The 13,418-nt window shown below is 62.9% G+C and carries 9 protein-coding genes; all 9 read right to left on the reverse strand.

Annotated elements, in window-relative coordinates:
- Positions 1-4 precede the first annotated feature (4 nt).
- The 9 genes from N4Q37_RS27665 to bcsB all read right to left on the reverse strand — a co-directional run bounded on the left by N4Q37_RS27665 (position 5) and on the right by bcsB (position 13,415).
- Entirely contained in the window at positions 5-1,648 is a 1,644-nt protein-coding gene (locus N4Q37_RS27665) for a methyl-accepting chemotaxis protein (RefSeq protein WP_313958306.1), read from the reverse strand.
- Positions 1,649-1,703: 55 nt separating this feature from the next.
- Entirely contained in the window at positions 1,704-3,860 is a 2,157-nt protein-coding gene (locus N4Q37_RS01140) for a chemotaxis protein CheA (protein WP_260954606.1), read from the reverse strand.
- A 13-nt stretch (positions 3,861-3,873) separates the two neighbouring features.
- On the reverse strand, positions 3,874-4,182 hold the full coding sequence (locus N4Q37_RS01145; RefSeq protein WP_260954607.1) for an STAS domain-containing protein: 309 nt from the start codon (positions 4,180-4,182) through the stop codon (positions 3,874-3,876).
- Positions 4,183-4,204: 22 nt separating this feature from the next.
- Positions 4,205-4,573 carry a response regulator gene (locus N4Q37_RS01150; protein ID WP_260954608.1) on the reverse strand — a complete coding sequence of 123 codons (369 nt, stop codon included), beginning with the start codon at positions 4,571-4,573 and terminating at the stop codon, positions 4,205-4,207.
- Between the two features lie 8 nt (positions 4,574-4,581).
- Entirely contained in the window at positions 4,582-5,538 is a 957-nt protein-coding gene (locus N4Q37_RS01155) for a methyl-accepting chemotaxis protein (protein ID WP_390897881.1), read from the reverse strand.
- A 512-nt stretch (positions 5,539-6,050) separates the two neighbouring features.
- Complete coding sequence (locus N4Q37_RS01160; protein WP_260954610.1) at positions 6,051-6,692, reverse strand: response regulator; 642 nt, start codon at positions 6,690-6,692, stop codon at positions 6,051-6,053.
- 182 nt (positions 6,693-6,874) lie between these two features.
- On the reverse strand, positions 6,875-10,018 hold the full coding sequence (locus tag N4Q37_RS01165) for a cellulose synthase subunit BcsC-related outer membrane protein (protein WP_260954611.1): 3,144 nt from the start codon (positions 10,016-10,018) through the stop codon (positions 6,875-6,877).
- Positions 10,006-11,115 (reverse strand): cellulose synthase complex periplasmic endoglucanase BcsZ, encoded by a 1,110-nt coding sequence (bcsZ, locus tag N4Q37_RS01170; protein ID WP_390897882.1) that lies wholly within the window; start codon positions 11,113-11,115, stop codon positions 10,006-10,008. Before bcsZ ends, N4Q37_RS01165 begins: the two co-directional genes overlap by 13 nt.
- Positions 11,116-11,120: 5 nt before the next feature.
- Positions 11,121-13,415 carry a cellulose biosynthesis cyclic di-GMP-binding regulatory protein BcsB gene (bcsB, locus tag N4Q37_RS01175; protein ID WP_260954614.1) on the reverse strand — a complete coding sequence of 765 codons (2,295 nt, stop codon included), beginning with the start codon at positions 13,413-13,415 and terminating at the stop codon, positions 11,121-11,123.
- Positions 13,416-13,418 lie beyond the last annotated feature (3 nt).

Raw genomic sequence — 13,418 nt, forward strand, 5'->3', positions numbered from 1 at the left:
GGCATCACTCCTGGAAACGGACGAAGCCGGCCGGCACGGCCGCTTCGCGCAGGTGGGCGGTCGCCTTGCCCGGCACCGACGCAGACGCAATCGCGGTCGGCTTGCTGCGGTTGTTGCGCTCGCTTTCGCCATTGCCAGCGAGGCTGAAGAAGCTCATCAGTTGTTGCAGCTGCTCGGCCTGGCCGCTCATCTCTTCGGCGGTGGCGGCCAGTTCCTCGGAAGCCGAGGCGTTCTGCTGGGTGATCTGGTTGAGCTGATTCATCGCCGTATTGATCTGGCTGGCCCCGCTGGACTGCTCTTCGGAGGCAGCGGCGATTTCCTGCACCAGGTCGCTGGTCTTGGCGATACCGGGCACGATTTCGTCGAGCAGGCTGCCGGCGCGTTCGGCCAACGCCACCGAGTTCTTGGCGACTTCGCCGATTTCCTGGGCCGCGACCTGGCTGCGCTCGGCCAGCTTGCGCACCTCGGCGGCGACCACGGCAAAGCCCTTGCCGTGCTCGCCGGCGCGGGCGGCTTCGATGGCGGCGTTGAGCGCCAGCAGATTGGTCTGGTAGGCGATGTCGTCGATGATGCCGATCTTCTCGGCGATGCTCTTCATCGCCACCACCGTGTCCTTGACCGCCTCGCCACCTTCGCGGGCCTGTCTGGCGGCGTTGCCGGCCATGCCGTCGGTGACTTTGGCGTTCTCGGTATTCTGCTTGATGGAAGCGGACATCTGCTCCACCGATGCGGAGGTTTCTTCGACGCTGGCGGCCTGTTCACTGGTGGCCTGGCTCATCGATTGCGCGGTGGCGGAGACCTCCTCCGAGGCGCTGCTCAAGGCATTGGCCGAACCACGGACCTCACCGATGATCTGCGACAGCTTGTCGACCATGCTTTTCATGGCGGCGAGCAAGCTGCCGCTATCGTTAGGGCGCAACGGAATCACCACACTGAGGTCGCCATCGGCAATACGCTGGGTAATGTCGGCGGCGAATTGCGGCTCACCGCCCAACTGCCGGACCAGGCTGCGGGTTATCCAGAGAGCCAGCGCAATGCCAAAGATCAACGCCCCGCCGAGCAGGGTAAAAGAAATGAGGCGCGTGCGGTCGTATTCGCTTTGCTCCTGTTTATCGTTATCCGAGAAGGAGGCTTCCTGCAGCTCGATCATGTCGCTGATCAGCTTGGCGTAATCCGCTTGTGCCCGCTCCAGGTCTCCATAAAGTACCTCGGTGGCCTGCCCCTTCTGGTTGGCGAATGCCAGCTCCACAAGGCGATCCACGTTCTGGTTATAGCTCACACGGGCGCTTTTTATATCGCGGAACAGGTCCTGTTCCTGGCGGTTGTCCAACAGTTTTTCCAGGGTGTCCATCCGCCCGGACTGCTCCTTGCGGATCGCCAGATAACGATCGCGCAGCGGCTTGAGCTGTTGTTCGTCGGTCTTGAGGATCAGGTCACGCAGCGTGGTGCTGGTATCGATCATGCCGTTGTTCAGTTCGTTGCTGACCTGGACCTTCGGATAGGCATTGCCGGTGATGTCGTCCACGATCATGTGCACGTTGAACAGACCGCTCATGCTGCTGAGAGCCAGCATCAACATCATCAAAAGCATACCGGCATAGCCCAAACCCAGTTTGGTGCCGACCTTCATACCGGAAGAAGTGCTCATTATTGGATTCTCTTTTTATTGGAACGCTGGGGGAGATCGATACCTGTGGAGTCACTCACGAACGCCAACCATCAGTGACGGCCCGCTGTCGCCTACCGACGACCTGCCTGATCAGTCCCGAGACATCCAGGATCAACGCTACTTCGCCGCTGCCAAGAATGGTGAACCCCCCTATCCCGCCGATCTGCCCGAAAACCTTGCCCAGCGGCTTGATCACGGTCTGGAACTCACCCAACAGGCGATCCACCACGAACCCGGCGCGCTGCCCACCGAACTGCACCACCACCACGTTCTCCCGACGGGGCGGAACGCCGTCGACGGCAAACAACTCGCGCAAGCGAATGAACGGCAGTACCTCGCCACGCAGGTTGAGGTAATCGAGACCGTCGTTGGCAGGCAACTCGATGCACTCCACCACCATGTCCTGGGGAATCACGTAGCTGGCGCTGCCGACGCCGACCATGAAACCGTCGATGATTGCCAGGGTCAGCGGCAGGCGGATGCGCAGCGTGGTGCCCTGTCCCTCGACGCTGTCCAGCTCGACGCTACCGCGCAGGGCGGTGATGTTGCGCTTGACCACGTCCATGCCGACGCCGCGACCGGAGAGGTTGCTGATCTGTTGCGCGGTGGAGAAGCCGGGTTCGAAGATCAGGTTGAAGATGTCCTTGTCGGCCAAGTGCTGGCCCTCGCTGACCAGGCCGCGCTCGACGGCCTTGGCGAGGATCCTGGTCTTGTTCAGGCCACCACCGTCGTCGGCGACCTCGATCACGATGCTGCCGGCATCGTGGTAGGCGTTCAGGCTCAACGTGCCTTGGGCCGGTTTGCCCTGGGCCACGCGGATTTCGGCGGGCTCGATGCCATGGTCCATGGCGTTGCGCACCAGGTGCGTGAGTGGATCGCCGATGCGCTCGACCACCGTCTTGTCGAGTTCGGTTTCACCGCCGCTGATGTCCAGGCGAATGTCCTTGCCCAGCTCCTTGGAAACGTCGCGCACCACGCGCTGAAAACGGTTGAAGGTGGAACCGATCTGCACCATGCGCAGGGTCAGTGCCGAGTCGCGTACTTCTTCCACCAGGCGAGCGAGAACGGCAGTGGCTTCTACCAGGTCGCTGGCACCGGCATTGCGGGCCGCCAGGTTGGCACCGGCACCGGCGATGATCAATTCGCCGATCAGGTTGATCAACTGGTCGAGCTTGCCGGCGTCGACACGGATCAGATTGTTGTCCTTCCTGCCGCTGTCCTTGGTCGGTGATTGCGCGTTCGACGCGGCCTCGACCACCGGCGCACGCACGGGCGCCGCTGCGATCGGCAACGACGCCACGGCCGGTTCGTGGGTGACATCGTCCTGTTCAGCGACCGAGAGCGTGCCGCAGCGAATGAGCAGAATCTCGCCCAGGCGCAGGTTCTCCTCCGGCAACGCTTGAATCAGTTGCCGGTACTGCTCGGTGTTGCTGCGCGGCGGCAGGATGTGCACCTGGCTGTCTTCGCGAATGAACTCGAAGGCGCCCTCGATGGTGGCCTGGTCGGCATCGCTGTGCAGACCGATCTCAAAGCCCAGGTAGCAGCTCTCCGGGTCCATCTCCCCGGCATCCGGCAGGTTGTCGGTGAGGGTGGCGATGTTGCAGATACGCCCCAGCGTCGTCAGGTAGCGAATGAACGACAGCGGGTCCATGCCGTTGCGCAGCAGGTCACGGCCGAAGCGCAAGGAAATGTGCCAGTGATCGCTTTCCAACGGATCGCCACTACGCTCGTCATCAGGTTCATGTAACCGGGACGGCGAGCCCTGAGGCTCACCCGTGTTGCCCGGTGTCGAGTCGGTTACAGCGCCCAGCAGAGCGCGCAGTTCGCCCAGCAGATGGACACCATTGCCCTGCACGGCCGGCTCTGCCCGAGTGTGGTCGGCGGCCAGCTTCACCAACACGCCGATGTGATCGCACACTTGCAGGAACAACGCGGTCAAGGCTTTATCGAAGTGCAACTGCCGGTCGCGCACGCGGTCCAGCACGCTTTCGGCCACATGGGTGAAGGCGACGATGTCGTCCAGGCCGAACAGGCCGGCAGAGCCTTTGATGGTATGCGCCGCACGGAAAATCGCATTGATGGTATCGGGGTCGTCCGGGGCGTTCTCGATGTACAACAGCGCATCTTCCATCTGTTGCAGCAGTTCGAGGCTTTCAATGATGAAAGTCTGTTGGGCATCATCCAGGTTCATGGTCGCGGCCTACTCACAAGCGATTCGGTTGCGGCGCAATCGCGTCGCCGAAGAACGCGGCCATGCCGCACAGCTCGAACACTTCCAGCACCGCATGGCTGTGATTGCTCAGGCGCAACTGGCCGCTGCGGGCGGCGACGGTTTTCTTGGCCATGATCAACAGCTGCAAGCCGGCGGTATCCAGCTCCTGCACGGCACTGAGGTCCAGTTCCAGGCTGGCGCCCTCGCTGATCAGCTCGTCCAGGCGTTTCTTCCATTGGACTGCGGTGTAGATGCTCAGCTCGCCCTCGATGGCGATACGCTGATGAACGGCGGTGTTCATTGGCTTCGGACCCCGGATCGGCTTATGGCAGCACGAGTTTGGAAACCGCCGTCAGCATCTGTGCCGGCTGGAAAGGCTTGACCACCCAGGCCTTGGCGCCTGCCGCCTGGCCTTCCTGTTTCTTGGCGTCGCTGACTTCGGTGGTGAGCATGATCACCGGGGTGAACTTGTAGGCCGGCAATTGCTTGGCGGCGCGAACGAAGGACAGGCCATCCATGTTCGGCATGTTCACGTCGCTGATGATCAGGTGCAGCTTGCGACCGTCGAGTTTGTTCAGGGCGTCTTTGCCGTCGCAGGCTTCGACAGTGTCGTAGCCGGCGCCTTTGAGGGCGATGCTGACAACCTGGCGCAGGGAGGCGGAGTTATCGACGATCATGATGGTCTTGGCCATGGGGGCTCCTAGAAAAAGGTGATTTCGGATTCTTGGCTGGCGGTGTTCTGGGCGTTGCCACGGTGCACGTCATGCAGTTCGGGCATGGTGTAAGTGCGGGCCAGTTGCTCCAGCCAGGCGTCGGCGTCGAGCGCACTCGACGGGCGCCCGGCCTCGCGGTCGCGCTGCCCTTGGGCAAGGCTGTCGTGCAGTTTTTCCAGATCGTTGCGCACCAGGCTCAACACCTGGCTGACGCGATCCTGGAATTGCAGGTCGACCAGTACCTGGGCGATTTCCCGGCCAACGGACTGGCTTTCCTGGCGCAGCTCATGGGAGGAATCGAAGAGTTCGGTGGTGGCGCTGCGAAAGCGCTGGATCACCTGCTCGATGACCTGGCTGGAATGGCTCACGGTGGCCTCGTCCTGCTCGGCATACTGACGGGAAATCGCCAGGGTGCTGGTAATGGCCGCACTCACCGTGTCCACGGTTTCCGCGATGCGTTTGCCGGTGTCACCGGAGAGGCTGGACAGCTTGCGAATCTCATCGGCTACCACGGCGAAGCCGCGACCGATCTCACCGGCACGGGCGGCCTCGATGGCGGCATTGAGGGCCACCAGGTTGGTTTGCTTGGCAATATTGCCGACATCCTGGGCCATCGATTGCAATTGCTCGGTGAGACCGGCAAGCACCATGACCTCGTGCAGCAGCGTTTCCTTGGTCGTCAGGGCGGCACGCAGCGAAGCGACGATGGCATCCAGTTCGCGCTGACTGGCACCGAACAGCTCGACCAGCCCGCCCTCCTCGTCGGCATCGTTACGGGTGCTCGACACTGCGCGTTCGACCCGCTGGGAAATGTCGGCAAAACGCGCGGCCAGCGAGGTGATGGAGTCTTCGGTCAGGCTGCGGGCAACTTCGATCTGCCCCGACCAGACCGGCAACACCCCCCCGGCATACCGATTCCAGGCCGCCGCTGGCGGATGCTTCACCGTGGGCAGCCGATGCCTGTGGTTGCTTGCCGGCCAGTTCCAGAGCCCGGCGCAGAACTCGATGATGCGAACGACAATAGAAGGCGGCAGCCGCGCCCGTTGCCAGAAGCAGAACGACAAGCCCTATGGACACGGCATCCGTTGCGCCGACCATCAGTACGCTGGTGGCCCCCAGGATCGACAAGGCCAGGAAAGCAACGGGCAGGCCAGGATTGGGGGTTTCGATTGTTGCGCTCAAGGTAAAGTCTCCGTCCGTGACCGGCCCTGCTGGCAGAGGCGGACGCCAGCAGTCTTGCGTCAAAAGTCTTGCGTCAAAGAAACCGGCATCAAAATGCCATTCGCCGATGATGCCGGGCAGGTGCGACAGCAACCATCGGGCATTGCTGGTTTTCTGGTAGGCACTCCGGTGTCCTGTGTAGGCTTCGCCCTACTTGATGAAGTAGCGCGTATTGAAGTGACCGCGACAGAACGGGCCGTCCAAGGACGCTCGCCACAAGGGTTTGCAAGCGTCCTTACTCGATCAGGCGTTGGCTCACCGCGAACCGCACGATCTCGGCATTGCTGGAAAACCCCATTTTTTCCATCAGCCGCGATTTATGGGTACTGACGGTCTTGTGGCTGATGCTCAGCGTTTCGGCGATGCGGGTCACACTGGCGCCACGGGCGAACAGGAGCAGGATCTGGAATTCGCGCTCGGTAAGGGTGTTCTGATGGGGCTGCTGTTTCAGCCCGCTGACTTCAAGGGCGATGCGTTCGGCGATCTGCGGATCGATGAAGCGCAAGCCGCCGGCCACACGGCGGATCGCATCCAGCAGGGTCGGCAACGAGCACATCTTGCACAAATACCCGGTCGCCCCGGCCCTTAGGGTGTGCTGGGCGATCTGCGGTTCGTTGTGCACGCTCAGCACCAGCATCTTCTGATGAGGGTATTGCGCATGGATCAGCGCTACCAGATCGGCGCCGCTGACGCCGGGCATGTTCATATCGAGCAGCAACAGGTCGACGCCACCGCGCTGCAACCGCTCCAGCACCATGACACCGTTTTCGGCTTCGGCCACGACCTGCAGGTCGTCCGCCAGGGCAAAAAGTTGCTTCAGCCCTTCGCGCATGATGGCGTGGTCATCGGCAATCAGCAGACGGATTTTCTTGGTCATGGATGATGCACGCGTTGACTGGACGAACCGGGTGGCGACAGAGACAAACGGGTTTCAGGTTGGCATGTCGCTACTGAGCCCAGCTATCAGGGCCTGCTGGTTTTTAGGTAGGCAAGCGCCATGACGGGTAGGCAAATGACTACCCACATCCTCATCTTTCAACGTTCTTGACGGCCCTGCGTTCAACGCCAATCCGCATAGGGCGATGGCGGTTCGACCGGTAACGGCAGGTTGCCCTGCCATGGGTCGAAGGCATAGCGCAGATACAACAGGGCGCGGCTCGGCGCGTAGTCTTCGCTGTGCTGCCAGGTCAAGCCGCCGCCCAGTACCAGATGATCCGAGAGCCGCCGCTCGACGAAACCTTTCAAGCGCACGTTGGCGCCACTGGTGACGGTGGCACCCTGGGTACGGTCATCGGCGATCTCGAAACCGGCCTGTTCGACACGGTTCAACCATTGCATTGCCTCGCCCTCCAGCGGGTAGCGTTCGCTGGCGCTGGTCTTCGCGTAGGACCAGCCAAGCGAGCTTTCCAGCCGCACCGACCACTGGGCATTGCGCCAGGCGTAATTGAGCGGAACGCCTATCGAATAATAGTGCTGCGGACTGTAGTAGCCGCCTTGTCCCAAGGTGTAGCCACCGAGGTCCTTGTCATAGCCCCAGTACATGACGGTCAGGCCGGTGCGCAGTTGTTCGTCGGCGCGCTCGATCAGCTTGTAGTAATAACCGGCCAGCGCCGAACGCCGCTGGTTGTCGGCGACGTTTTCGCCTCGCAGCCAATGGGCACCGAGGCTGGCCCAGACACCGTCCACCTCACCGGTGTCATGACTCAGATCGAGGGTCAGGCCATTGGCGGTGACGCCGCCCCAGCGAATGCCGGTGACCGGATCGACCGCCCCGGCATAGGACAACAACGAATTGCCCAGTGGTCGACGGGACGCCGTCAGCTTCCAGCCCAGGGTATTCCAGGTGTTGGCGAAACTGACGCCGCCCAGCCAATTGGAAACCTCGAAGCCCTCGGGAGAATGACCGACGTCCAGCGTCCAATGATCGTCGTGCCAGCCAAGCGCCAAGCCGTTGCCCTGTGCGCTTTGCGTATCACCCGGACAACCGTTGGGCTGCACCGCGCCCGTGGTGCGGTTGCGCAAGCGGATCGCACAGGTGCCGAAGGGCTGACGGTGCAAGCCGTCGGCATCGGTGTCGAAAGCACCGGCCTCGAGCGCGACAGTTTCCGCCTGGACAAAGCCCTGGCCCGCGCCGATGGGGGCATCGATGCGCAGGAAGGTGGTTTGGGTCGTCAGGTCGGAGAGCCCCGGTGTGTTGTCGTCGGTGCGCCAGGTAAAGTCATGGTAGAGATTCACGGTCGGATTCTGCTGCTGGTACAGCGTGTCGACCTCACTGCGCAGGCTGCCCGACACCCCATCGTCGGCGTCGTTCTTGCGACTGGCGCGGGTCAGCGCGCGGTCGTCCCGCGGCTCGGCCTGAGCGGGTGAAAGCAACCCGGCCGCCGCCATCGCATGGGCGTAATGATCCAACGCCCGTTGCGGTTGTTCTTCGGCCAGCAGCCGGGCGCCGTCGCGGTACACCAGCGGATCGGTCTGGGGAGAACTCAACAGCTGATCGAACAACGCCTTGGCTTTTTCCGATTGGCCGACGGCGGCCCAGGCGTTGGCGAGTCGCCGCCGGTAGTCGGGCTCTGCGGGTGGCTCTGCCAGTCGCTCCAGCTTCTGCTGGGCCGAGCGCGTCTGGCCGTTGACGATCAACATTTCAATCGCGCCCAATTGCGCTTCGGCCTGTTGCAGTGCCTGGCGGTGTCGTATCTGGCCGTCCAGATCGCCCATGGACTGATTCCAGGCCGATTTCGCAATGCGCTTCAGCGTGTCCAGCGCCGCCCCGTCGCGGTCCGTGACAGACAGGTACAGCGCATGGGCATAAAGCGCCTCGGGATTATGCGCCTGGCGCTGCATGAGGTCGCTCATGGTGGCGTCTGCCGCACCAGCCTGACCCAGTGCTTGCTGAGCCTTGGCCAACCGGAAGGCCAGCCAGGGATCGTTGGGGTCGAGCGTCCGGGCCTTGAGCAATAGATCGCTGACCTGCATCCAATCGCCGCGCTGCGCAGCCACATCGGCCTGATCGCTCAAGCGCGCAAGGACCAGGCGTTGGCGCAACGCGCCGAACTCACTCTGTCGGGCAGGCGGCAGCGTATCCAGGAAGGCTTCAAGCTTTTGCGGCGCACGTGCCTGGTAGAACCCCACCAGCGCCTGGGACACCGGCGCGTTCGCCGGTTGCAATCGGTGCGCCTGCAACAGCAGGGCCTCGGCAGCAAGGTCATCCGTCTTGGCCTGGGCAACGGTAGACAGCCGGACCCACGCCCAGACCTCCTTGGGTTTCAGCTTGCCGGCTTGCCTGTACGCCTTCTCTGCACTGACCCAGTCTTTGCGGTGCATGGCCTGATCGCCCTGGCGCAACAGATGCCAGTAAGGGTCGACGTATGGCCGGGGCTTGACCGTGGCCCGCAACGTCGGGTCGGCCAATCGCTGTTGCTGAAGCTGTAGCTGCCCGGCGGCTTTGTCCCTGAGGGACGAATCGGGGTATCGAGCGAGAAAATCCTGCCAACCCTTCACGCCAGCCGGGCCAACCGGCTGGCGACTCAGGTAGTGGTATTCCTGCTCGACGGCGGCATCGCGCGCCAGTGGATCGCTGGCCAGGCGATGCAGGATCGCCAGGCCTTCGGTGTCTTTTTTCTCGCTGAACAGCAGGTTGGCAAGCACCACTTGCAGCCCCACATTTCCCGGATACTGACGATCCAATAGCCGCAACTGTTCGATGGCCGTTGCCTGCTGCCCGGCCAGGGCACCGCGAGCCTGCCAATACTCCAGGGCGCTGGCAAGATCCGGCGGCGCATCGCCGAAGAGTTGCCGATACACCCCGACGGCGTCCTGGGCTTTTCCCGCTTGCGCCAGTACCCGCGCCTGCTGCAAATCTTTCTGCCCCTGCGCGCTTTGCAGCTTCATCAGGCTTCGTGCCTGGAATAACTGCGGGGAATCCGGCGCCTGGTTTTGCAGTTTTTCCAATAGCCGCTCGGCCTGCACCCGATCCTGCTGCAGCAGGGCCTGACGGATCCCCGCGACCAACACTTGCGGCAGATCCGGGGCGATCAGGTTCAGCCGTGCCAACGCACCACGGACCAGGTCCTCGCGGTAAAGTGCTTCGCCGACACGCATCTGCTCCAGGAACCGCTGTTGCTGGTCGACCTGGCTCGCCGACTGGCCCAGGGCGGGCCCACACAGGCATCCCAACAACAGCGTCCATCCGGTTATTTTTTGCATGCAGGTGCCCAAACCGGTAGCAACCGTCCGTTTCTGTCGAAGCGATACCGGCGCTCATCCCAACCTTGGCCGAACAACAGCAGCGAACGGTTGTAATAGGCGTCGGGCGCGGGCGGTTCCCGGTGCAACCGTTCACGTTGCGCGTTCAAGATGTCCGCCCCATCGGACACACTGGCAAGCATGGGGAGCAACGCCGCCGAGAAGCCCACGGGGCCTTTTCCGCTATCGGCGCCGCTATGGGTGTCGAGCCGTTCCGGCACGGCCCCCAGGCGAGCGGTCATCTGTGCCATAGGCTGGAAATGCTTGAGTAATTCAGACCTGCCCGGCGCGTCCTCGGCCAGCATGCCGAGCCATAGGTAGACCCGGATCGCGTCGTAGCTGCCCTTGGCACCGGTCACGTTATCGACGGCCCAGCCCTGCCCGCGTTGCCACAGCAACCAGTCAGGCGCGAACCCTTGTGGAGCGCCCTCCATCAACAACCGTTGAGTGTTGCTCGCCAGTTCACCCCAGATCGGTGCCACCAAGGCAAAACGTGCCAGCAGCTGCGGCGGCAGGTAGCTGGGGTTCAGGCGCCAACCGTTGGCGTTGTCGAACCCCTGCCCTCCCGGCAGCAGCATCAGGCCCAGGCCTGGCAGCGGGCGCACGCTGTGTGCCGCGCTGAGCCAGAGGAGATCCAGTCCCAGCTTTTCATAGCCCGGTTGGCGCCATAGCCTTCCTGCTTCCAGCAGGCTGTAGGCGATCCACAGGTCGGCATCGCTGGCATTGTTGGGGTCGAGCACTTGCCAGTGCCCGTCCTTGTCACGCCCCCACTGCCAGGCTGGCAGCCGGCGGGACAGGTCGCCGCCGGCCAGGTTGTCCTGGGTCCAGCGCAATAACCGGGCGAAGGTCGTCCGATCATTGGCCAGCAGCGCGAAGAACAGGCCATAGCCCTGCCCTTCCGATGTCGTGACCTGCTGCTCGGTGGACGGATCGATCACGCGGCCGTCAGGGCTCACCAACGCCTGCCTGTAGCTGTCCCACGCCGGCCAGCCGCACTGCGCCGCACTGGCCGGGCCCGCGATAGTCAGCGTCAACAGCAGCGCAACGAAACCTTTCAGCCGAATCATGCCTGGCCCTTCAATCGCCGCTGGGCGATCCAACTGAGCGAGCGCCACAACATGAAGGCGATCAGCAACACGATCAACACCACCGTGGCCGCCAGCAACACCGGATGCTCGGAAAGGTGGAACCAGAGCAACAGCCACCAGGGCAGATGCCCCACGAAGTACTGTTCCCCGACCTGGCTGCTTTCCACGCCGCTGCTGCGTACCAAGGCCACGGATCCCGCTACGGCCTCCATTTTCCGGCTGTCGCCGAGCGTATCGCGCAGCAGTTGATAAGCGCCGTCATTGTTGGCCAGCAGCGCGACGACACTGCGCTGCTCATGGAAGGGAGACTTGAGGCCAACGAAAGCGGCAATCGGTGCCTGGGCCGAGACCTCGACCCGATGGGCCGGCTGGTTGCGGACATCGTCGAGCTGCCCAGCCTGCGCCGCAGAGCCGTTGAGCGTCTGGCTGGACGGCTCCAGCAACCAATCCTGGAGGTGATCGAGCATCAGGTTCACGTCCGGACTGTCGCCGACACCCGCGCCCATTCCACCCAACACCAGCAGGTCGGCGTCCGCGCGGGCTGCCACGCTCCAATCGGAGGACAATTGCAGATTCAGCGCCGGCGCCCCCGAACGTGCGCTGATCGCCGCCAGGGTTTCGAGCAATGTGCTGATCTGCGTAGCGCTGGCCTGGGCCGGCACCATGACCAGGGTTTCCGACAGATCGGCCATGCGGTTGAACGGGAAGCCGCTACGGGCAAAGGCCTTCAGGTCCGGCATGGCAATGAAATGATGGAAGCCGGACAAGTCGATGGTCGAGGACTCGTCGATGGCCGCCCGGTTGCTGGCCGGCAGCGTCGTCTGGCAATGGTCGCGTTGAGCGCTGCCCAGGGTGCTGGCGAAGTTGAAGTCAAAGCGCAGGTTGTTGCGCTCGCCGACTTTCAGCGCAGGCACCCACACCTTTTCCTCTGGATTGGCCGGGTCGGTGGACAACACCGCCAGCCTGAGCTTTTGCAGCTTCGAACCATCGCTGCCGGGCAGCGGTAAGCTGCTGATGAATTGATTGTTGAGATTGATGTTCAGCCGCGACTCGTCGGTGACCAGACTGGGGGTGTAGCGATAGTTGAGCTGCACTGGAATGCCCTGGCTGCGCCAGACGAACAGGTCCGGCGGCAGGTTCAGGTCGAGACCGATCGGTGCCGGCCGTAACCCACCCGTCTGCAACTGCTCGGGGTAGCCGATCAGTTCGGCGAAGCGAACCGCACGATCGGTGCGAATCCAGTTGGGCGCATCGTAGGGTTGCCGCGGCCTGAGTTGCTGGACCTTGTCCACCGTGACCCGCGGACCACGCAACAGGTCCCCACCCAACGCCAGCGCACGCGCCGCGACGAGCAGATCCTCCTCGTCGCGCCCGAGGACCAGCAACACCTTGCTGTAAGGCGCCTGCGGGTTGTCGATGATCTGCAGTACCGGTGCCTGGACCTTTGGAAACCGCTCCACGTCGGCCAGGAACGGTGGGCGACGGTCGTTGGTGGCAAACACAATGGCAGGCGCGGCCGGCTCCGCGCCTTCACTGCCTGGCAGACGATCGAACAGCACCGGGAAGTGCATTGCGCGCCAATTGGCCTGGCTGCCGAAATAAGACGCCAGGACGGCCGCCGCACGCTGTTCGCCCGGTGTTGGCGACGCGGCGAAAACCATGCTCACTTTTGGTTTGTCCTGCCCCCGTGTGTCGAAGAATGGCAGGGGAAAATAAGCCAGGTCGTTCTGCAGCGACAGCGCCTGCTCCTGCAGTTCGATCTCACTGCGCTCGCCGACGTTGACCCACAGCGCATTGTTGGCCGGATCTTCGCAAACGTCAGTGTAGTGACCGACAAACTCCAGGCGTACCCGGTTGAAGTCCGTGATCAGGCGAGGATCGAGCGCCACCTGGCGCAATGTCTTGTGCCCGAGCTGCTCCTTTTCGATGGGTAACACGCTGACGAGTACGTCATTGAGATACACCCGCAGATGTGACAGCACGGGCAGCAACGCCGGAGACGGGGTGTACTCCAACCGCAACCTGGCATCGCTGGCGATCCGGTCACGGCGCAATGAAAACTCGATCTGCTCACTGTCGTGAATCCCCAGCAGCAGCCTGTCGCTGGCATGCCCCAACTGCCCGAAGTTATAGGTATTGCTCCAGCTGGGGATGGCCTCGGGCGGCGGCGTGCTGCCCGCGGTTGGCGTAGCAAGGCCTTGTGCCTGTGCGCTGCCGACGACCAGGAGCGCTACACCGGCAACCAGGGATCTACTGAAATAGCGACTCATAGA

Source organism: Pseudomonas citri, from assembly GCF_025336485.1.
Classification (GTDB): Bacteria; Pseudomonadota; Gammaproteobacteria; order Pseudomonadales; family Pseudomonadaceae; genus Aquipseudomonas; species Aquipseudomonas citri.

Coding starts and splice junctions, on each gene's coding strand:
- N4Q37_RS27665 (WP_313958306.1), bottom strand. CDS start 1,648: ATGAGCACTTCTTCCGGTATGAAGGTCGGCACCAAACTGGGTTTGGGC.
- N4Q37_RS01140 (WP_260954606.1), bottom strand. CDS start 3,860: ATGAACCTGGATGATGCCCAACAGACTTTCATCATTGAAAGCCTCGAA.
- N4Q37_RS01145 (WP_260954607.1), bottom strand. CDS start 4,182: ATGAACACCGCCGTTCATCAGCGTATCGCCATCGAGGGCGAGCTGAGC.
- N4Q37_RS01150 (WP_260954608.1), bottom strand. CDS start 4,573: ATGGCCAAGACCATCATGATCGTCGATAACTCCGCCTCCCTGCGCCAG.
- N4Q37_RS01160 (WP_260954610.1), bottom strand. CDS start 6,692: ATGACCAAGAAAATCCGTCTGCTGATTGCCGATGACCACGCCATCATG.
- N4Q37_RS01165 (WP_260954611.1), bottom strand. CDS start 10,018: ATGCAAAAAATAACCGGATGGACGCTGTTGTTGGGATGCCTGTGTGGG.
- bcsB (WP_260954614.1), bottom strand. CDS start 13,415: ATGAGTCGCTATTTCAGTAGATCCCTGGTTGCCGGTGTAGCGCTCCTG.